Below are 20,745 nucleotides of genomic sequence, written 5' to 3' on the forward strand. Positions count from 1 at the left end.
TCCTTCCCTTGCTTTTGACACCCTCAAGATGCGTTAATCATCGAAATAATACCGACAAACTCACGCAAAACCCGATGGCAAGCATCAACAGTTGTCTTTGTATTAGACATGATTGGTTCTCCGCTTGCACCAACTTGGGTTACTCCTCGTTCTCGCCACAACTGAGAGTCGCGCCGCCAATCTATTTCTTGCAATCTACTCAACCACTTAACTAAATCTTCCGCCGGAACTCTTTCTACTAACAAATCATGAGCCAACATACCCAAGGCTTGAAAAACAACAGCACTAACTGCTACTAACTCCTGTCTTTGGGTAGCACGTTCCTGTTTATTCATAATTCTCCAAGGATCATTAGGGATAATGCTTGCTGTTGCTGCCCAGAACGTTGTCGCCCAATCAATCAGAGATTCTAAATCGGTTTGAGATTTTAAATTGGGGAACATCCGTTGAGTAGCGGTGACTAATGTTGATAAGGTGAGTAACTTGGGATTGTGCTTACCCAAGCCGTTTTCCACTGTTTCTACATTGTCACGAAACTGAGGAACTCGGCAGATCAAGTTCTTGGCGATTAAAACCGTGGGCGATCGCTTGTCAAAGGCATGGGATAGCGACACACTTGGTCGTTGAACTAATAGGTTTTGGTCGCGGAAAGCTTGGCGTTCCTCTTCTAATGACAGTCCTGCATATATCAACACGCCAATTTCTAACTGTGAAAGGATAATGGCATACTCTGATTCTTGCACCTGAATATCTTGCAATGCTTGGCGAATGCCATAGCATCGATGCTGACCATCGGTTAAACGCAAACTAACCGAATGGTAAGGAAGATAGATATTACCGTCTCTGTAAGTTGGGGACGGTTGGACATTAACGCAAATCGGGGGAAAAAATGTAGTTCCATCTTGGTAAGTCTTTAGGATATATCGAGCGATCGCCTTGACTCGTGTCACGTTAAGTTTGCGTTGAGCAAAGTCTGGTAAATCTGGGATATTCGGTATATATAGATGACCGTCATTCAGCAATCGTGCAACATCTCCAAATGTGATGCTGGCGACATAACTCATATGCTCGCACGCCTGACCGCGTTGTACAGGCACGCCTTTAATAACCAATTCAAACATTACTTTGCTTTATCTGTAGGTTAACTTAAATTTCCTAACCTTGCATACAAGCATACATGGTAGCAGAAATTATGTCTGTGTATTTATGCTGGGGTGAGATATGTAGCAGCGGTAAAACCATTGCCTCACCAAGCACGGATTCCAGATGAAATTTATGCCCAGTTGTACACAATTAGACACTCATGCGAGCAAATGCTTGCTCCCAATCGAACCAGTGATGCCCCAAGTTTACAAGACATCGTAAACGTAGCTCTGAAGCGACTGATTAAAGATTGGCAAGACGAAAACAAGCAAAATTTGCTACAAGAAGAACTTCTTGAACAGCGCAGGACTGCCCGTTCAAATATGGGTCGGAGAAAAAGTGAGGACACCTAATAAGCGTGCAAAATGCTTGGTAACGCAGGAGAGCTCGTTCAAAAAAATATGGGCAGAAAAAAATTGACGCTAGCTAAAGCGTTGTCATCTGATGTGAAATTAGCCAATTCTAGCTTACTAGGTTCATCTACCTTATAGTCCAAAAACATGAGCTTAGACTCTGACACGATTAAACGACTGGCTGATGAAGTTTTAACCTTCATTGAACAACGTGAAGCAGAACAAGTTGCCTATGGCATTTACGATGTAACAATGGCAGGGATTGAAGTAATTGAGAACTTTAAACCCTCTGAAGACATTGTATTAACTGCTCAAGACAAAACAGAAGCTCTCAGAAAGGCTTTAGAGCAACTTGCACAGGATTTGCAAATTATCCGCTTTAACCAAGAAGAGTCTCTTGATGGCTGGATTTTTCGCAGTCGAATCGCAGAAACTGTAAGGTTGCTATCAAAACTCCGTCAAAGAATTGTTAGAGAAAACAACCTCAAAGTAGCGCACCGCATCAGCAATAGCAAGCGTTTAGTGGCAGATATTAAGTTTAGTGTCGCTTCTCGTCGCGTACCTCGAAGGAACATAGCAGTACAAAGCTGCATGACACCTTTACTTAGTGGTGATACAGAGCAACAGCGAACAGCAAACCTAATTTTAGAGGTAATTGACACCTATCTCCCGAAGCTACGCCAGATGAGTGGCTTCCAAAAACGAACTTTAGAAAGAATTCTCGAAGCAATCGAGTTAAAAGCACAAGAAGGTATCGAAAAAGGCGTTGTAGTTACTGCTAGCACAGGAGCAGGTAAAACCTACGCTTTCTTTTTACCCGTACTCGCCAAGATGGTGCTAGAACGTTGCTTGCGCGGGCGAGAAGGGGTTAAAGCGATTTGCATTTACCCACGGGTTGCACTGTCTGAAAATCAACTTACTGATTTTATTGAAGTATTATTTTATCTCAACCAAGTCCTAGCAAAGTACAATCTTCCACAACTGACAATTGGGGTAGAAAGTGGTGCAGCAGTTTATCAAATCCGAGACTTCCAAGATATCACTGCGGATCGCCAACAAAAACTTTCTAAGCAACGGGGCTGGACTTTTAGCGAAGAATATGCAGGTTATCTATCACCTTTTGCTTACTGTGTAGGTACAGATGGTAAAGCTTGCAAAACAGATAAACAACGATTACTTGTGCGTCCCACAAACCCACAAACCTTGATTTGTCCTATCTGTGACAAGCAATATCCGTTTATCCAGTTTGCCAGGGAGGATGTCATGGCAAAGCATCCACCTGATTTGCTCATTGCTACAACAGAATCACTTCATCGACGGCTGTTATCCACGAAATATCAATACCTGTTTGGTAACGATCAGTTTTGTGCGCCAACGGTAGTGATGTTAGACGAAATTCACCTACAAACTTCTACCGCAGGGACTCAAGTAGCACTCCTACTGCGACGATTGATGGCTAGGATTCGTTTGGGTAAGCAGCATCGCAACGAACAAAGCAATTTAGCATTTGTAGGATTAAGTGCCACTATTTCAGAGCCAATTGAATTTCTGTCGGAGTTATCTGGTATACCTGCTCCTCGCATTAAACGGGTATACCCTCAAGATAATGAAATGCAGACAATTGGTGCCGAACGCTATGTATTTGTCCGGGCTGAGGATAACGAAGATACTGCTGTAATTTCAACTTTAATTCAAACGGCGATGTGCGTCTTACACACTATGCCGCAACCATCCGCAGATTCAGACCTCAAGCGTTACCGCACATTTGGCTTTGTCCAGTCTCTAGACATTGCAGGTCGCTGCTTATACCAGATGGAAGATGCTGAGAAAGTAAAGAAAGAGCAACGTCAGAACCGCCTCAGATACAAAGAACAAGGAATACCAGCCCAATCTTGTCCTATTCGAGATATACCCCTTTATTGGTACCGCTACCCACCATTAAATAAACAGCTTTTCCCAGAATTTTTTGGTGCGAATACTAACCCTAACTGTGATTGCGAAAACTGCAAAGAACCAGATTTGACTTGCCCATTTTTCCAAGCGGGCGAGTGTTGGTGGGTTCTCAGTCAGAAAGGAAAGGCACGCCAGCAACCCCTAAAAATTATACGGAAAACGGGGAGCGATCGCTCAATTACTATCGAGCCTGATGATGACTTAATAATTACAACGACTGCCTTAGAAGTAGGTTACGATGACGAAGCATTAATGTGTGTTTTACAATACACAGCACCAGTAAATGTCGCTAGTTTTGTACAGCGTAAAGGTCGGGGAGGGCGGAAAGTTGGCACACGACCAATTGTAGTTACAGTACTCAGCCCCTATAAATCTACTGACTTATTTTTGTTTCGTAACGAACACATACTTACAGATCCTACTTTCCAAAAACTTCCTCTTAATTCCCAAAACCGATACCTGCAAAGAATTCATGGGTTTTACGCTTTCTTTGATTGGTTAGTAACCCGTGCAAGTTGTGCAGGAATTGACCTTGAACTTGATAATTTATCTAGGCAAGGGTATGAGTATTTAATGGAGCAAAGTTTGGATTTGGGAGTATTGCTGGAATTTAAAGATTATCTCAAACAAACTTTTGCAATCCCAGACGATGCCATAAAACAGGTACTTGACGATGAGTCAGAAGGATTTTTGTGCCAAATTTTCTACGAAGGCTTAATGAAGGGAGTAAATCCGCAGTTTGAGCGCGAAAACACACAGCGCATTAATTCCAAAGAATTGAGAAATTTGTTATCCAAGCACTTACCAGAAAATTTATTTTCTGACATTAATTTGCCAGAGGTGCAAGTTGACTACCGTCCCGATAATAACAACCCGAATAAGAAGCCTAACTCTGAAAGTATCAGTTTGGCGGTGAGCGAAACAATCCCAGGTAATGTAACATTTCGCGGTGGCGAGGGTTCAACTTGGATACCACCGGAAATTTCTGATGGAGAACCTTCCCGAATAGCCATTAATCAGTATTATAAAATTAGCCCCTTAAACTACCCTCCAAATACAGTTAACTTGCCAACACGGGCGCTAAAGAAAGTTGACATTAGTAAAAAAAGTACCAACTTTTTGAATTTATATCGTCCCACTGCAATTAAGCCTAAGCAGTTTAGTCGAGACTATAACTCATCATTTTGGTGGTGTAACCCAGAAACAGGAGAATTATCTGAAAGCCGTACCTCTGAAAATGCAGCCCAAGATACACAATCATTAGCCCACTCCTGTTCGGCTAACGCTATCAGTGCGGTAGCAATTCGCCCTGTCCGAGGTGATACTCCCACGCCCGCATATACCCTTAAGCCTGGTCATCCTTCACTTGTTTGCAATCCATTAGGGCAAGAATTAATACAACGAGTTGTTTTTCACAGTGACGAAACTGCAAATCTTAATTTGTTAGATGTGCAGCGAATTATTTTGGGAAGTGAATACACGATTAAATTCCACAATTCACCAGCTGAAGAAATTCGTGGAGTCGTGGGTTTTACAGCAGACGAGGAGAGCCTGAGTAACTGTGCTTTAGGATACCAGATATTGACGGAAGGAGTTTGTTTTGATCTCAATTCCGATTTGCTAACTAAGCTCCAATTTTCTGCTTCGACACAGAAAAATCTGTGTTACCATGCCATCCACCATGCCTTTGTTAGTGTTCTCACGGTTGAATATCAGGCAAACTACTTTGCTGCTGAATATCTTGTTAATGTGCTGTTGACTATGGCAGATAGATGGTGTGGTGGAGAGGGAGGAACACCTGAAGGGCTGCGTGATTGGTTTACTCGTGGTAACAGTCAGTTTGACCGTTGGTTGACAGAAGCAATTAATGGCATACAACAGTTGTCCCGCAAAAATCAACAAGCGGTTTACCACCTCATAAATAGTGGCAATGATTATTTATCGATATTTGTGAATTTGTATGCTGAAATTCATAGCGGTGGATTGAGCTATCAGCAATACTTAAGGGACAGCTTTCAGTATAGTCTGACTCAAGCTTTAAAGTCTGTAGCCCAAGAAGTTGCAGGTGTTGAGGCACTAAATTACGTTGCAGCCTGGACTGAGTTACACGCTGACTTTGAGGGTACGGCGGCTAACCGGATTTGGTTGTACGAAATTGGTATGGGAGGTATTGGTGTAATGCGGGCAACCCATGACTTGCTTCGCAACCATGCTGATAAATTCTGGACAACCCTTGCCAACAAAATGACTCGCTGTACTACTGCCCAAGAGGAAGCTTTTTTGCGTCATTTATTAGCACAACCTGAGTCTTGGTTAGAAGGATGTGCAACTAGGGTAAATGAAATTATAGCAGCAGGTAAATCTAGCGATCGCCAAAATAAAATTGAACAGTTAATGGCACAGGTACGGCAACAATTGGGTGTGCCTATGCGCCAAGCCCAACTCAAAGCCATCTTTCGGGTTTTTATTCCCGACTACGTTCAACAACTAGGGGGTACACCTTTGGTTAACTGGCGTATTTTTCGGGAAATTAACCACGAGTTTCTTCCTGAGTGTGCCGAACAGCTAGGACGCGATCCTACATTTACTGAAGCAACGGCACTACTTTACCGCAAATTAGTTAAAGCTAGGCGCGATCAACAATCACCGCCCTATCCAGAGTTAATGCGCTTACTTGAAATTTATGAAGCCGAATATAGTGCTTCAGATAACGAAGCACGTAAAGCATTTGAAGCAGGGGTAGAACGCAGGATGCTTTTAAATTGTCGCTGCAATTGTTCCAGTTGCCTAGATGACCGCAGTGGCGACATCGAAGCGCCAGGTTTAAGTCGTCACCTTCTTAATCGTCCCCTACTGACGGAATGGTTAAATCAGGTTCGTACTCCTCAAACCTTAGAATTAGATGGCACTGTCAGCGGTACTGACATCAGTGAAAGAATGAGAACCTTGCTGGAAAATGGCTGTCAAACAATTTACTTACGGGTAAGAAGCGATAATCTTGCGTCCCTCTGTGTCACAATTAGCTACTTGACAGACGCAGGTATCGACACAGATATCGGCATGGTTTACCCAATGATTACCGATATTCAAACTATTTACCCTAACGACTTACAACCAAACGAATTACCTGTCATTCAAGTAACAGTTCGTCCTATTAAGTGAGGTTCTGCCAATGGCAAAGCAATCAACTCAATTGCAACCCAGTGGTCAAGCAATGCTTTACAACTTTCTGCTCAATGAGATTTTAGCATCACAACTAGAAGGCAGTTACGAGTTTTGGATTGTTTCGCCTTGGGTAACAAATTTCCGTTTAGAAAAACCCTATTATGTCTCTTTTGGGGAAATTGTAGAGACAAAGCAAGAAGCACTACACCTGTTTGACATTCTGCATCAAATGGCCGCCAATGGCGGTAAAGTGTACATCACAGTAGGTAGCGATAAAGAATATCATCCTTTATTGAGACAACTCGGCAATAAAAGCGATCGCATCCAGGTACGAACCCTCCCCGAATTGCACGCAAAAGCTTATGTTGGTCGTTACGGTGCAATCGATGGTTCCCTAAATTTAACTGCTGGAGGGGTGAATCAAAACATAGAAATGTTTACCTATTATCACGATGAGCGCAATATTGCCCAAATGCGTAAACTTTGTCAAGAGTTTTTTGAAAAAGGATTGCGACTTTAATGGCGTTTCGATATGAAATTGTGACAAAACAGAAACGTGCCGATCAAATAGGGCTACGTCTTCAGTGTGATGAACAAAGACAGGCTGAGGAAATTCACCGAAGACTTCGCCAAGCTGGGTTCACAATTAGTAGTTTAATGTCCGCAACACATTCTGACTATACCCACTTTATCTATGTCACTTTGATAGAAAATAACATAGACAATACCATGTTCAAAATAGAAGCTCATATAAGAGCTTTAAATAATGTTGATGTTGCCAAAAAGCCAGTAAGCATAAAAGATTTTAGAACATGGCAAAACCAATTTCGTAAAGTAATTAAACAATTAAATAATGACGATGTTAGGCCAACTAGTTCAGTTCAAGAAATTAATCAAAGTCGTCTTAAACAAAAGATTGCTGCTGGGCTGACCACCCAAGTCGAGGAGAAATTACTTCAACAATCTGATAACAATGATAGTAACGCTCTACGAACATTAATTGCACTGTATGCCAACACAGAACAAAATGAACAGCTAGTGGAACTTTTCAAGGTCAAAAGGTCTGCTGTTTTTGCTCTACCTGTCTCTGGGAGGTTAGTTGAGCAGTTAGTTGGTGCCCATCTCCAGATTTATAAAGAAACTAATGCCCCAGAATTATTACGTTCTGCCCAGGAATTAGCACAAGAATTTTTACCTGAATTAGAGAGGTTACGTCAAGCTAACGAAGTACGAAAACTTCTGCATTTGTCCTTAGTTGCTCAAGAACCCTTACCAAAAATAGAAGGAGCTACACTCAACGAACAATTGACACAGTTATTAGAAATTGAACCAGGCGAACGTATCTCCCAACTGGATAAACTTAAAAACAAATATCCCAAAGCGATTAATGTAATACTTGCTTTAGCTGATTCTTACGTATCAATTGATAATCCCGAATCTGCTTTACAAATATATCAATCAATTACCGAAAAGACAGAAGAGTTGCAACAACGTCATGCAGAAGTGCTGTTAAATAGTCAACGTTTCCAAGAAGTAATTGAATTATTACCCAAGGTAATTTCTGAACTTTCACCAGCATTGGCAGGATTGCGTGGTGCTGCCCTTTATAACTTAGGGGAGAAAACACAAGCTAGTGAATTTCTAGAAAAGGCTTGGCAAGGAGGTGAACGTAGAGTTCAAATTCTGCTACCTTTAGCAAAATTATGGGCTACAGTTGGCGATCCAGTCAAAGCAGGAGAGGTATATCAAATACTCCTAGAAACAGCTGATGAAAAATTAACATTATCAGACCGCGTTTTAATAGCTAGAGTTGCTAATCTTGATGGTTTTGGTGATATTTATGATGATGATAAAGTTAGTTATTATGAGTTATGTGTAAATTTAGCTGGAGTACGCTTGCGGGATTTACCAGAAGCAGAAGAAATATTAAAAGACAGATTAGATTTGTGGAAGCAGGTACAAAACACGTCAGGAATGCTCAACGCTTATGCTGACTGGCTAGACTGGCTCGCTAGTGTAGGAAAGTGGGAAGATTTAAACAATGAACTAGGTATTGTAAGAAAATTTGCAATCGAACAAAAAATCAGTTCGCTACAGTATTTTGAATTACTTGAAGGACTGGAAGCATACATAAATGTGCAACCTACTTTACGTCAAAGTTTAGCAAATGACTATTTTGGTTTAGCTATTGCTGAAATAGATAACGCATTACGTCAAGAAGAAATCGAAGCACCTTTTTTTCAAGATTTAAAACGTGCTTTATTCTACCTTAACTCGGATTCAGCAAATGAGCTTGTTGAGTATCGCCAACAACGTCGTGCTGAAGCTACTAAGCTGAATGTACAAGTAGCTTCAGATGAAAACATAGTATCAACAACTCAAAACTTGGCATCTATAAATCTTGCGTTAGTGGGTGGACACCAAGCAACTCGACGAGAAGTCATCCGTGAATTGTGCGAAAACTACGGTTTAAAAAATTGTGTTGAGGTTGCCCCCTCAAGTGAAGCATATATAAGTCGCAGTAACGTACAGGCACAAATAAGCAATTGTAATTTAATTGCAGTAATTACTGGATATATGGGTCATGATTTAAGTCAAATTGTGTCTGACTTAAAAAAAGATGGTACTTTAACAGGTAATGTCTTTTTTCTAGCTTGTCGGGGCAAAAGTGGTGTAGTTCGCGCAATTCTTAATAAGGTGCAATAATAAAATGGCTGATTACACACTTAGAAAAATCTAATTTCATCACATCAATTTCTTTATGTTGTCCACTTCAAGGGGCGACAAGCCCTCTAAAGTGTTTGTTGTATAAGCTTCATAGCCCTTAAACCTCGCTGATAATATGCTTGCTTATTGCGACTAAAACCGACCAGTTCCTCGACCCATGCTTGACACTCATGCAAAGCTTCTAAGCTAATCGTCATTCATTTTTCCGGGGTGAGTTGCTTGTGGTAAGCGGTTCAGCTTTGGGGTTATGCAACTTAAATGCTCATTAGCTTATCCAATTTTGACCATATAAACCTATCCAGAAATTACCGTGACGTTTCTCATTTCTATTTTTTTCTTGGCTACGACAAATATATGATTCTTGTTTTTGAAATTTAGTTCTTTGCCCATGTAACCAAGCACTGGTCATAGCCAAAGCGATTAAGAAAATTAAACGTACAAGTCTATCAGGATTGGCTTGAGAGCTTTCCAAATTGTAGCCACCAGTTTTACAATCTTTGAACATGGCTTCAATCCCAAAGCGTTGAGTATATATTTTGAGGGCAGTATTTAAATCAGGCAAATTAGTTAATAAATACCAAGCTTCCTTTTCTTGTTTACTTCTATACTTTCTTTTCCAGTAGACTGCTAAATTAAACCGACCAAAACCTTTTTTCGGTTCTTGCGTTGGTTTTATGGTGGAGCATTAAAATCACAGTTTTATAGAAAGACTCAAAAACTTAAAACCCAGTCACGGCAATAAATCTAGCCTATCTTTAGGTTTTATTTATTATTCTGTTCCATAAAATGAACTGAAGAACCCTTTTTTCTGACTCAACTTAACATTGGGATAAAATTGACGAATACCAGGATAAATCTCAATGTTACTTAAAGGCTGAAATTTTTGCCATTTTTCCCGGAAAGCCGTATCCTTCTTTTGACGGAGTACAAAACCTATATTCTGCTTGTGTAGCCAACTTCCCAGTTCGATGCTATAAAATTCTCTATCCCCAATAATCACTAATTTGTACTTTTTTAATAACCGAATTACTGGGCGTAATACTTTTTGCTGTTCTTCTAAGTTACTGCAACCATCTTTCTCTAACAGACACCAATATATTGGCCAAGCTCTTTTTTGATAAATCACGCTCACCATCAACACATTATTTTCTTTCCACGCTCGTTTTATCCATCGCAATGGTTAATTGTGACCCTACTTTAAAATGTTGGTTAATTATTGCTTCAATGATGGGAAACCACAATAAGACTACACTCAAAGCATTCGATGTTAAAAACCTTTGTATATGCCGTCTACGACTGTTTTGTTGTATTGGTAGAGGTAAGGTTGCTGCCAATCAATAATCCTCACCTGTTTCTGATTTTGTAGTAACCACACCAACATTTTTAGGGTAAGTAACTGTGCTTTATTTAAGTATTTTTCTAAGAAGTTTTGATAAAATGATGCCAGCATTATTTCGACGGTCTTGGTCAAATTACGAGACCGTTCTTTTTTACCACAAAACCGCTCCCCACAGAAAAGCCTACTACCCTTATACAGTTCATTCTCAATAAGCACCTAATTTTTTCAAGGGTTCTATACCTCCTAAGCCGTTATCTGGCTTGGTTTAGAGGCGATTGTCGCCCCTTGAAGTTGTTAGACGACAACTGACTGTAATTGAGGTCAACTCTCTTGCTGGAATGTATCCAGAACATCCAAAAAAACGCACTGCTCAACCTACTGCTGAACGGTTGTTACGTGCTTTTTCTAATATCACTTTGACGATTATTGAAGCTCGTGGTCAGCGTTTTGGTTATGTTCCTCCTTTAAACCCTCTACAACAGGAAATTATTAGTTTGCTTGGTCTTCTTCCTGATATTTATAGCAATCTTGTAGATAATTCCTCTTAGTCAAATTCTATTACGCGAACGGTGAGTAATTAAAATAGATATTTAAATTTGAAAAGTTTGAAGTTAGATGAACAAGGCAAAAAAAACCCTCGCGCAACCTTCCATTTCGCCTGCAACCTTTATTGCATTGAATTATTTGCACAATTTACCAGATCAAATCATTCGAGACAGGTACTCAGATATAAAAACCGTTGAACAGGGCAACGGCAAAATTATGATGGAAGCAATGCGCCGACACGCCAGATTAACTAATAACTGGCAACAAGCGTTGCTAATCGATGCAAAAGAACTACAGAAAATATATGCTGTCAACGAACAAGCACCTTATCGGCCGTATGCAGAAATCTCTCTTGCACATAGGGCAATGGCCGCAATTATTTATCAAGATTTATATCCAGATTTTTACCGCTTTCAAAAGCAGTTTGATTCCTTTGAGGAATTTTGGTGTGCTGTTGAGTGGGATTTAATGTACCGAGCTATGCGCGGTTCTGGTCTAATTAACGTCACTAAGGAAGTTAAACCGCAAGGAAAGCGCAAGTGGGCAGAACAGGGAAATGAGTTCTTCAAGTATCTAGAGGATTCTGGAAAAGTGCCGTTTAAAAAACAGCCACAACTAATTGACCTCCCCCTCCCTGCTGCGGAAGCTTTGTATATCTACGCTATTTACCATGCCCAGCAAGATGAAGGATTTCGTCGAAGACAATTAGCTGAATTTACAGCCACTCTTAAACGCTGTCACCGAGAAATTCGCAACAACAAACTCCAGTTAGGCTATTTACTGGAAGACAGAAGTTTAATTATTTTCGAGAAACACGGTAAGCAAGTTTTAAAACCAGATACCTGAAAACTAAGCAAAGGTTTAAGTTGAATGCCTATTCCAGTTATGTGTCTTGCTGTGTCTTGCAAACTGGATAGCTTCTGTTTGGCAACTAATACTTAATATTAGTTAACACAAGATGATTTCTTAAATTTTAGGTGATGACTGATAAAGATAGCCAGAACTACTGTCATTTGGTCACTTTCAATATCACCCAAGTAACGATGTACTTCATTACAAACAGTGTGCTGAAAAAAAGGTTGCACAAAACTCGACTCCTCTAGCACCAACTTTCTACGATAAAGCCCAACACGCCTGAAAAATATCTAACTTTTAGTGACTAACACTTGAAACTCAGGGTGTGCAGAGAACTGGAAGAAAGTTGCCACCCTTTCTTCTAACTTGGAGCAAATCACTATAGACGTGAAAGGTAAAGGAGTTTTTATGAGTTTTACATTTTGTAATAAGCACGTTCTTGCACAAAGGCTTGGATACAGTCCTCACACTTTGAAGGCAATCCGGCAACGTGGTGATTGGCTCGAAGGAATTCATTACATCAGACCTAATGGCAATTCAAGGGTCATTCGATATAATCTTGACCTGTGCTTGAATTGGTTTGCTAATCAAAATAATCCAAATGCTCATCACAGAGAAATTGAGCGTTATTTGATGAGTTTGGAAAGTGAAAAACGGCGAAAATCAAGGTAAGAATTTTAGATACCTTCAAAAAGCACAGATATCTGAAAACAGCAGATTCAGCATAGTGCAAAAAGTATTCTCTCCAAAATTCTTGATTATACATATAACTATGCAACGCTGGCGAAAGCAATAAAAAAGCGATCGCTGTTCATATCAGTTATCGCCGAACTACAAAAAATATCTTTTGTGCATAATTTTACCAGCAATGGCAAAAATACGGCTCAGTAAATTCTTCAGAATTTAAGACTAGTATCGAAAAATGAATGGTGCATTATCCTCACTTAGAAATTATGCAGGATCGCTGAGGATAACTAGCCAATAATTTTCTTGATACTGCCTAAATCTTAAATAGATGTTGACATTAAGAACTTCAAGTCTCGGACATTGTTAACCAAGTTTTTGCAATTGAAATAAATCATTTTTTAGCACAAAAAATACTTGTGTTAGGAAACCTGCTGATGATTTTGTAACTAACGCAAACATAGCCAGCAATTTTGAAGCGGCGGCATTATGTCGCCCCTTTAATGCTGCGACAACATTTGGAGTTGATTATGAAAGCTACAAACATCAATGAATTTTCGGACAATCCTAAATTAATAGAAAAACATTGGCAAGAATGGGTACTTAATTCAAGTGTAGACGTAAATCTAACCTGCTTAAATGTTCTTTCTCTAGATGGTGCAATCAGCTACGAATATTTATTGTATCCCCTACCACAAACTGCTAGACGTAATGATGGGCGGTTACAAAACAAGTATCTAAAACAATATGCCCATATCGAAGCAGGAGGATGGTGGGTTAGTGGACTTGACCCATTAAATAATTGGTTACCAATGGATTGGGGCAGATTTAAACCAGACTACCCTAGACAGGAGTGGGATATAAACACCCAGAAGTATAACCAAAAGATTGTCAAATATGAATCGCCTCCCAAAACACCAAATCGTGTTACTTATCTGAGAGTGCCATTACATATTTGGCAGATGGTAGCAAGGCGTTATAACGTTCCCATGCCTCAGGATATTACCATTACTGAAGAAGGAGAAGCTTTAGGATTTTGGGCTTGGGTAGTAGCACACAGAGAAATTCCTATTATTCTTACTGAGGGTGAAAAGAAAGCAGGTTGTCTTTTAACGCTGGGGTTTGTTGCTATCGGCTTACCAGGAATTTGGAACGGAAGAGTAGGGAAAAAAGACTTTGAAAAACTACATCCTGATTTAATACCATTAGCGCAAAAGGGACGCAAGTTTGTCATCCTGTTCGACTACGAAACCAAATCCAAAACTAAACAACAAATTTTTCAAGCCACCCATCGCACCTGTAAAACTATTTTGAGGCAAGGTTGTCAAAGTGAAGTTGCTGTGCTGCCAGGGCCAGAAAAAGGTATTGATGACTGGGTTCTAGCTCTTGGTAAAAAAGCTGATAATTCTGTCACTACTCTTACTCTGATTGCTGATGCCCTCACTGTTACGGATTATCAAAAATCATTTTTTGTTCTACCAAACAGAGGAATTTATAAATATAAACCTGATGAAACAGTCAATAGCCGCTACCTATTACAGGTAATAAACGGACTGCCTGGAAAAGGCTTAGTTGGCTTAATTTCTGATATGGGTACTGGAAAAACGGAATTGATAGCAAATCGTAGAGGAAAGTATCCAAAAGAACGCTTTCTTAACTGTGGCCATAGAGTTAATCTGCTACAAAATCTTAGTGAACGGCTACAAACCGATATCTACTCGGATGTGTATCATAAAGATTTAGGAAAAGCTCACGCCCTTAGTATTACAGTAGATTCACTGTATAAAATGGCAAACGATTTACAAGCTTATGATTGCATCTTTATTGATGAGGCCTGTCAGTATCTTGTTCATTTATTGAAGTCAAACACCTGTAAAGAACATAGAGGAGAAATACTAGAGGTTTTAGAATACCTTATCTATAATGCCAAGCTGGTAGTGTTAGCAGATGCTCACTTAAATGATTCGACGATTGATTTCTTTTTAGCGATGCGTCCAATGGGTGAAAAACCTTACATCATCAAAAATGAGTGGAAGTCAGGCGGACGTAATGTTTACTGGTATGAAGGGAAAGATAGCAGCACTCTTTTAGCTCAGATCCATGCTCAACTCATGGTGGGTAAACGCCTAATGGTGGTCAGTGACAGCAAGCGTTTCATCAAGAAGTTAGAACGTGCTTTAAATAACTGTTCTATCCTAAAAGATACTGATGACTTAGCGACAGAATCAGAGGAAGACCGACAATTGAGGATTTGGTCTATTCATTCTGAAAATAGTTCCTCTCCAGAGAATATTAGTTTCGTTAAGACAATTAATTTTGCTATTGAGGATTTAGATGTACTGTTAGCTAGCCCTAGCTTGAGTTCAGGGGTTGACATTTGCAACTACCATTTTGATGCAATATTTGGTGTTTTCCACACTATAAGTCAATCAGCTACAGAATGCGCTCAACAGCTATGGCGGTATCGTCCAAACGTGCCGATGTATGTCTGGGCTGCTCTTCATCCGCCTTTTGGTTATGCCGAAACTAATCCACAGCGCATTAAGGAAAGAATTCTCCAAAAAAATGAGATGACTGCCTTTTTAATCCGTATTGACTGCAAAACAGGCAGCCGTGGCGCAGAAAAGGATTGGGCATTAAATATCAGTTGTGAAATAGAAGCTCAAAGAAACAAGTCAATTAATAATTTGCGAGCTGATTTGCGATCGCTATTAGTTCAGATGGGCAACAGCATTATTATTGTTGGGGATTCTGTTAATGATAGAGCTGCTGCATGGATAAAAGCAGCAAGTATTGCTCTCGATACAGAGCATTGCACGAAAGTCACTAATGCTGAAGATATTGATAGAGAAACCTACGCGAACAGACTGCACTATGACTACTTAACACCTGAACAGATGCTGGAGTTTGAGAAGTACCGTATTAGGCACACCTACGGCATGACTGTTACACCGGAACTAGTTGCTAAAGACGCTGGAGGGCAATTGATTGGCAAAATAATTGCATTAGAAGCCATTCTAGCAAAGCCTGGGGAAACAATCATTTATGAGCCAGGAATAGAATTGATGACTCCGCCAACATTGATTGTGGAAAAGGATAAAGCCGAACGTGACCGCTTGTCCATTTGTACTGATTGGAGCAATCATTCTACGACTTGGTTAGTGCGTTATCAGCTAGGGCTACGAGAAATTTTGACTGAGATGATGGCTGGGGTTGAGCTTACCGAAAACGAGCCAATTATTCAGGCTATGGCAGAATTTTCCCACCGTTTTGCACCTCATATTAAGGTTATCCTCAATCTCACTATTCCACCCAATAAGCCGCCTATGTGGATTTTGAGTCAGTATCTCAATCAACTAGAACTATCTACTTTTGTATCACGCCGACCAAAAGAGCAAGGAAAACGTGTGAGATATTATCGGCTGAAGACTGATGACCTTGCTTTTGTTCAACAGGTAATAGAATATCGTCGGCAGCAAAGAGAACATAGAGCGCACAAACCCCAATAGTAGTATAAAAATAAGAGTTATGCAGATGCAATATAAGCTATGTATGGGATGGTAGCAGAAAAAACACCTGTCCAGACCCCCCTCAAATTAGATATATATATTAACTAGGGCGGTCTGGCCCGAAAGAAAAACTAAGTCAACAGCCATTTTTGGGAATGAGAGTTCCAAAGGTTTAGATAAATTTCGATTTTCTCCTCAAGAACCTCAAACTCAAGCCCAGGTTGGTGTTAAAAAATTATTTTGATGTCCATACTGGTGGCAATCTACGGTTGAATGGCTAAATATGCAATCACACCTAAAACTTAAATAAATTAATTATATTTAGAAATTTAACTTATGTTTAACTTCTTATGGAGTGCGAGCACTGAAAATTAGCCTTAGATTTTTTGTTATACCTTAGACAGTCTGGCACTTCCATAGATTTATTCACTAAATACTATTCTGGGGTAAAACTGGGGTAAAAATTCATTAATATGCTGATAACCTTTATAAATACGTTCTTTTTTAAGGTCTGCAAAACCTCCATTCCCCAGTTCAAATCTGGGTGTCGCCTCTTAATGTGTAATTTACCAATGCAACTGCGGCATAAAACCGAGAAGGTTGACCACTGTAGCGCGAGTCAGTTTTGAGTGTCAGACATAGTTGCTTGACGATATCAGCAGGAATCTTAGCTTTTTGTCGCCAATTTTCAAGGTCTGGGTGATGTCCCAATTGTTCCAGTAACTCGTTAATCAGAGGCGTGTTTTGCTCTGCCATTAACTTCCATAAGTATTGGCGGGTAGATGCACTCTTCACCAAACGACACTGAATCGTGATTTGGCTCATGGCATTTTAAAACATATATGTTGAATAATAACATGCATGTTTTATAAAGAGCCGTGTGTAAAATTATTTCATGCAAGAGACATTTTTTACGAGCAAACAAGCGGCTGAAATCACAGGCTGTACCCTGCGTCAGCTACAGTACTGGCGAGAGAAGGGTGTAATTGTTCCTGTTATCAGTGAAACGGGAACTGGACGTAGTATTTATTACTCAAAAGCCAATTTGGTGGAATTGGCTGTGATGGTATATTTTTTGTCTGCGGGGTTGAGTTTTGATTTGGCTGGTGAAACGGTCAAAACCCTGAAAGACAAGGAGCCGGAGTTGTTTAAATCTGGTCAGGGAAAGCGTTTTATGCTGTTGGGAGCAGTAGGAGAAAAAGCTACCAAGGGAGGAACAGGGTTGATGCTTTCCCTTGTGGAGTTTGACCGAGACAAAGCGATCGCTTCCGTAGTTGAAGGTAAACCAGTGATTCCCGTGTGGTTGGATGAGATTTATAAGGTAGTAGCAAACAGGTTGACAGTCTATAGTTAATCTAGTTTTTTTGAAAAGATCAAGTCAGTCTGTATTTTTTATATACTTGGAATAATTGAAACAAAAATGAAAAAACTTTTATAAGCAATTACTAATAACATATATTACCATAAATCAACTAGCTAAGTTGAGAACCACTTATCTCTGCGTGCAATTTCTCCAACCTTAACAATTTTTGATGCAACTATATTTCTACATTTAGCCTCAGCAGCAGCAACTAAAAATCCTGGATAATGCTCTGGTTGTCTGGCAATTTTATTTGCAATATCATCAGGTAGAGAATCTGTCGATACTATACGAATAAATTTTTGATAGGCGTAACGTTCAGACACGACACCTTTCATATAGCTCTTTGATATGATATTTAAAGCTGATTGCCAGCTAATTTGTGCTTCACCAAGGAGTTCAATTGCCACATCTTGCCAATGCTGCAACACATAAAGATCAGTTTCATCGTACTCATTTATATCATTTATATACCTTGAATATAAATCTTTAGGATGATTTGAACGAATACTAAGCAAAGTTACTGTTCTCGGATCTAAAATTTCTGGGAGTAGCTTAACATTAAATATAATCACACGGGTGTTTGATTGCTGTGTAATAGACACAGACTCCTCTACAGATTTATACAAACGTTGCCAATCCTCAAGAGACAAATTTTTAAGATAATTATCTATTGAACTAGCAAATTGCTCTAATGTTTTCTTGCTACCCCAAGTTGTTATAAGTAAGATAGCAAACATCTTATCGATCAGATCATCTGCTTGCTGAAATAGCTTTTGCCAGTAAGATGCTGTACCAGATCTCAATCTTGCGTAACGCGCTCGTCTACAAAGAGATACAGAGCGATCAAAAAGCTCAGAGAAACCTTTACAAGTTTCACTTTTAGATTTAATTCCACTGGCAATATTAGCAATATGAAAAAACACCCAATGCTCACCAAATACTGAGCGTCCATGCTCAACTAAATTATCCCAAGGAGTTATTTCTGTTGCCCATTGGCCTACACTATAATTTGATTCTTTTTCTACAGTATCTAATATTTTATATAAATTATTTAATCCAGAAAAGTTAGCTGGAATTTGGATTTTCTGTCGATTGAGAGAAGGAATACGTACTATTTTAGTACTGGCATAAATCATCTTCTCTCGTTGCCATATTTGGGACAAAGATAATGGATAATAGTAAACACTAAAAGCTATAGCATATCGCTTTGCATCTCAGGCATAACTCAAAAGTTCTAAAATAGATTTCGGGCGCGGTTGAACATCAGTAGTAAAATCTCCACTCAAAATAGATTGTAAGGCGATATTAAAACGCTCTTCTGTGATTTCAAAATAATCATATCGCCGTGCCTTAAAAAGAATTTCAATGCGTAGTTGGTTGTTAATTTCATCTGAGAGAACTGTACTTAGTTCGCTGACTGAGAGCCTTGATAAGCTACTAAAATAAAATCCATATTCAAGCCAACGTGTGCGTTCGCCATTTTTTTGAGCAAGAACAGCTCCAAGCCATAATTTATCAATATCGTCCGGAGAAGTATTTGCCTTAACTAAATCAATAACATCCAAAGCATAGTCTTTAGGAGGAGCATTTCCTAAAATTGCAACGCAGCGAGTAATAAGTTCATCTTGACCACAATCTTTCGGAAGTACCAGCGGATTACCAGAGCCAAGTCTGCGACTATTAGAGGTCAATAAATAGCGTAATCCAATGCCGTCTAATATTAATTCTATAACTCTACGGACAGACTTAGATTGTTGAGTAAAAACCCAGTCAGACAGCAACATAGCTGCCAAGAGTCTTGGATAGCTGATAAGGGAATATCCATCTTCTGCAATAAGTTCTTCAAGGCGATCAATTAAATCTGCAAGCTCTCCTTTGCTATAGCATCCTGCATAAAACCTTGTAACATTTAACCAGTAAAAATCACGAGAAATTGCATCAAATCTATCAGGTTTAGTTCCTGGCTTTTCGTTCCCTGGTGGAGACAGTGGAGCTGTAACATAGAGATGCTTTGCAGCAAAATATTCTCGAAGAAGCTCTTTTATGGTAATTAAACAACTGTTAAATGGGGATTTTGCCACTTTACCATTTCCCCAAACGCCAGAAAACACCTCTGACACCATCCATCAACCCACAAAGCCGGAACCTTAAACCTCGCTCCACAATTAGGACACTCCGACAATAACCTTAACTGATGAAGCTTACATCCCTGCGTTACCTTCAATTGCCACTCAATTTTGTGACAAGGCGATTCGGCATAACAAGCAGCACATAACCTAATCGGCTCCATCTTCATTCCCTCCCCAACAGGTGGTAACATCTGCTCTAACCTATCGGCCTCAACTCCCACCACAAGAGCCAACGCTTCCAACTGCTGACGTGAGGGAGGCGGATTAAACCGAAACTTTTCCCAACGTGCAACAGCACCCCCAATTCCTGCTGCTTTACTTAACCCAGTAGGCGTTAATTCATTGGCTCGTCGAAAACGTCCCAAAAAATGACTCAAACTTTCGCCCTGATATGGTTCTACTCGAAACAGCCAGGGTTGGATATCTTCGGCTTTCATTACCTATACTCCCCAGTTACTTCCTTCAAAGTTTCCAGGTCAATTTTTTGTAATCCTTTCTTCAATGCTCTAATTGCTGCTTCTCTGAGAATCATATCCAGCAGCCCAATATAACCAAGCGTTGCTTCGCCCAAAGTCTTCAACATTTTCTTGCTGGAGAGATTAGAAGCCACCGACATTTGCAAAACTTTCTTTTCCCAGATATCCACAGTCCGCTTAAAATCTTCTCCTGACATCTTGCCAAAGCGATGACAAGCCCGAAAACGGTTATAAACCTGCTCCGGAACGCTTAATTACAGCATCCAGGCGGTCTGTTCCCACCAAAATCACGGCAATTTCTAACTTGTCAAAAATATCGCGCACCTCTGCAAAGGTTTTCGGCTTCAAACGGTCAGCCTCATCAACAATCAGCATCTCTACGCTGCAACCCTTGAGAACCCGAACTTTTACCTCCTACCTCCAACATAGCTGCCTTCTGCCTCCTGCTATAAATTCTTGCCAATTCTCGTTAACTCGGTGTTTTCCTTTGTCTGCACGTTGAG

19 protein-coding genes and 1 pseudogene are annotated in these 20,745 nt (G+C 40.0%); 9 read left to right on the plus strand and 11 right to left on the minus strand.

All coding sequences use genetic code 11. The annotated features are described in order from the left end of the window. Positions 1-23: 23 nt before the first annotated feature. Entirely contained in the window at positions 24-1,121 is a 1,098-nt protein-coding gene (locus tag I8748_RS32160; protein ID WP_198128526.1) for a DNA sulfur modification protein DndB, read from the minus strand. A 120-nt stretch (positions 1,122-1,241) separates the two neighbouring features. On the opposite strand from I8748_RS32160, the gene I8748_RS34780 reads away from it, so the two are divergent. The 4 genes from I8748_RS34780 (at position 1,242) to I8748_RS32175 (ending at position 9,320) form a co-directional block, all read left to right on the plus strand. Then, complete coding sequence (locus I8748_RS34780; protein WP_214662842.1) at positions 1,242-1,496, plus strand: hypothetical protein; 255 nt, start codon at positions 1,242-1,244, stop codon at positions 1,494-1,496. A 147-nt stretch (positions 1,497-1,643) separates the two neighbouring features. Beyond that, the gene (locus tag I8748_RS32165; RefSeq protein ID WP_198128527.1) at positions 1,644-6,611 is read left to right on the plus strand and encodes a DEAD/DEAH box helicase; all 4,968 of its coding nucleotides are present in this window, start codon (positions 1,644-1,646) and stop codon (positions 6,609-6,611) included. Positions 6,612-6,621: 10 nt separating this feature from the next. Further along, a complete protein-coding gene (locus I8748_RS32170) occupies positions 6,622-7,134 on the plus strand; it encodes a phospholipase D-like domain-containing protein (protein ID WP_198128528.1) in 513 nt (170 codons plus the stop codon). A gap of 20 nt (positions 7,135-7,154) precedes the next feature. Next, positions 7,155-9,320, plus strand: a complete 2,166-nt coding sequence (locus I8748_RS32175; RefSeq protein WP_214662843.1) for a hypothetical protein — start codon at positions 7,155-7,157, stop codon at positions 9,318-9,320. Positions 9,321-9,406: 86 nt separating this feature from the next. Here the strand turns inward: I8748_RS32175 and I8748_RS35925 are convergent, their stop codons facing one another. The 4 genes from I8748_RS35925 to I8748_RS34785 form a co-directional block, all read right to left on the minus strand. After that, entirely contained in the window at positions 9,407-9,538 is a 132-nt protein-coding gene (locus I8748_RS35925) for a hypothetical protein (RefSeq protein WP_263977118.1), read from the minus strand. A gap of 68 nt (positions 9,539-9,606) precedes the next feature. Then, complete coding sequence (locus I8748_RS32180; RefSeq protein ID WP_404800388.1) at positions 9,607-10,017, minus strand: transposase; 411 nt, start codon at positions 10,015-10,017, stop codon at positions 9,607-9,609. 93 nt (positions 10,018-10,110) lie between these two features. Continuing rightward, positions 10,111-10,518, minus strand: a complete 408-nt coding sequence (locus I8748_RS32185; protein WP_214662844.1) for a hypothetical protein — start codon at positions 10,516-10,518, stop codon at positions 10,111-10,113. A gap of 90 nt (positions 10,519-10,608) precedes the next feature. Continuing rightward, positions 10,609-10,791 carry a hypothetical protein gene (locus I8748_RS34785; RefSeq protein ID WP_214662845.1) on the minus strand — a complete coding sequence of 61 codons (183 nt, stop codon included), beginning with the start codon at positions 10,789-10,791 and terminating at the stop codon, positions 10,609-10,611. A gap of 179 nt (positions 10,792-10,970) precedes the next feature. On the opposite strand from I8748_RS34785, the pseudogene I8748_RS32195 reads away from it, so the two are divergent. The 4 genes and pseudogenes from I8748_RS32195 to I8748_RS32210 all read left to right on the plus strand — a co-directional run. Continuing rightward, positions 10,971-11,228 (plus strand): annotated as a pseudogene (locus I8748_RS32195) (IS1634 family transposase); the annotation flags it as partial. Between the two features lie 67 nt (positions 11,229-11,295). After that, positions 11,296-12,072: a hypothetical protein gene (locus I8748_RS32200; RefSeq protein ID WP_198128534.1), complete on the plus strand. Its 777-nt coding sequence runs from the start codon at positions 11,296-11,298 to the stop codon at positions 12,070-12,072. A gap of 417 nt (positions 12,073-12,489) precedes the next feature. Next, entirely contained in the window at positions 12,490-12,753 is a 264-nt protein-coding gene (locus I8748_RS32205) for a hypothetical protein (RefSeq protein ID WP_198128535.1), read from the plus strand. 542 nt (positions 12,754-13,295) lie between these two features. Then, positions 13,296-16,274 (plus strand): plasmid replication protein, CyRepA1 family, encoded by a 2,979-nt coding sequence (locus tag I8748_RS32210; protein WP_198128536.1) that lies wholly within the window; start codon positions 13,296-13,298, stop codon positions 16,272-16,274. A gap of 534 nt (positions 16,275-16,808) precedes the next feature. Here I8748_RS32210 and I8748_RS32215 read toward each other — a convergent pair. After that, positions 16,809-17,099: a hypothetical protein gene (locus I8748_RS32215; protein ID WP_198128537.1), complete on the minus strand. Its 291-nt coding sequence runs from the start codon at positions 17,097-17,099 to the stop codon at positions 16,809-16,811. Between the two features lie 70 nt (positions 17,100-17,169). Here I8748_RS32215 and I8748_RS32220 point away from each other — a divergent pair, with 70 nt between their 5' ends. Then, entirely contained in the window at positions 17,170-17,628 is a 459-nt protein-coding gene (locus tag I8748_RS32220) for a MerR family transcriptional regulator (RefSeq protein WP_198128538.1), read from the plus strand. Between the two features lie 122 nt (positions 17,629-17,750). On the opposite strand, the gene I8748_RS32225 is transcribed toward I8748_RS32220, so the two are convergent. From I8748_RS32225 to I8748_RS35530, 5 genes are all read right to left on the minus strand, one after another. Beyond that, entirely contained in the window at positions 17,751-18,773 is a 1,023-nt protein-coding gene (locus I8748_RS32225; protein WP_198128539.1) for a hypothetical protein, read from the minus strand. Positions 18,774-18,851: 78 nt separating this feature from the next. Continuing rightward, entirely contained in the window at positions 18,852-19,748 is an 897-nt protein-coding gene (locus tag I8748_RS32230) for a hypothetical protein (RefSeq protein ID WP_214662846.1), read from the minus strand. Next, complete coding sequence (locus tag I8748_RS32235) at positions 19,688-20,203, minus strand: TniQ family protein (protein WP_198128541.1); 516 nt, start codon at positions 20,201-20,203, stop codon at positions 19,688-19,690. Before I8748_RS32235 ends, I8748_RS32230 begins: the two co-directional genes overlap by 61 nt. Continuing rightward, positions 20,203-20,439, minus strand: a complete 237-nt coding sequence (locus I8748_RS35525; RefSeq protein WP_225896610.1) for a hypothetical protein — start codon at positions 20,437-20,439, stop codon at positions 20,203-20,205. The genes I8748_RS32235 and I8748_RS35525 overlap by 1 nt, the downstream gene beginning before the upstream one ends. 31 nt (positions 20,440-20,470) lie before the next feature. After that, positions 20,471-20,617, minus strand: coding sequence for an AAA family ATPase (locus tag I8748_RS35530; protein ID WP_225896611.1), 147 nt, complete (start codon positions 20,615-20,617; stop codon positions 20,471-20,473). Between the last annotated feature and the right edge of the window lie 128 nt (positions 20,618-20,745).

Origin of the sequence: Amazonocrinis nigriterrae CENA67, from assembly GCF_016056305.1 — a bacterium.
Taxonomy (GTDB): Bacteria; Cyanobacteriota; Cyanobacteriia; order Cyanobacteriales; family Nostocaceae; genus Amazonocrinis; species Amazonocrinis nigriterrae.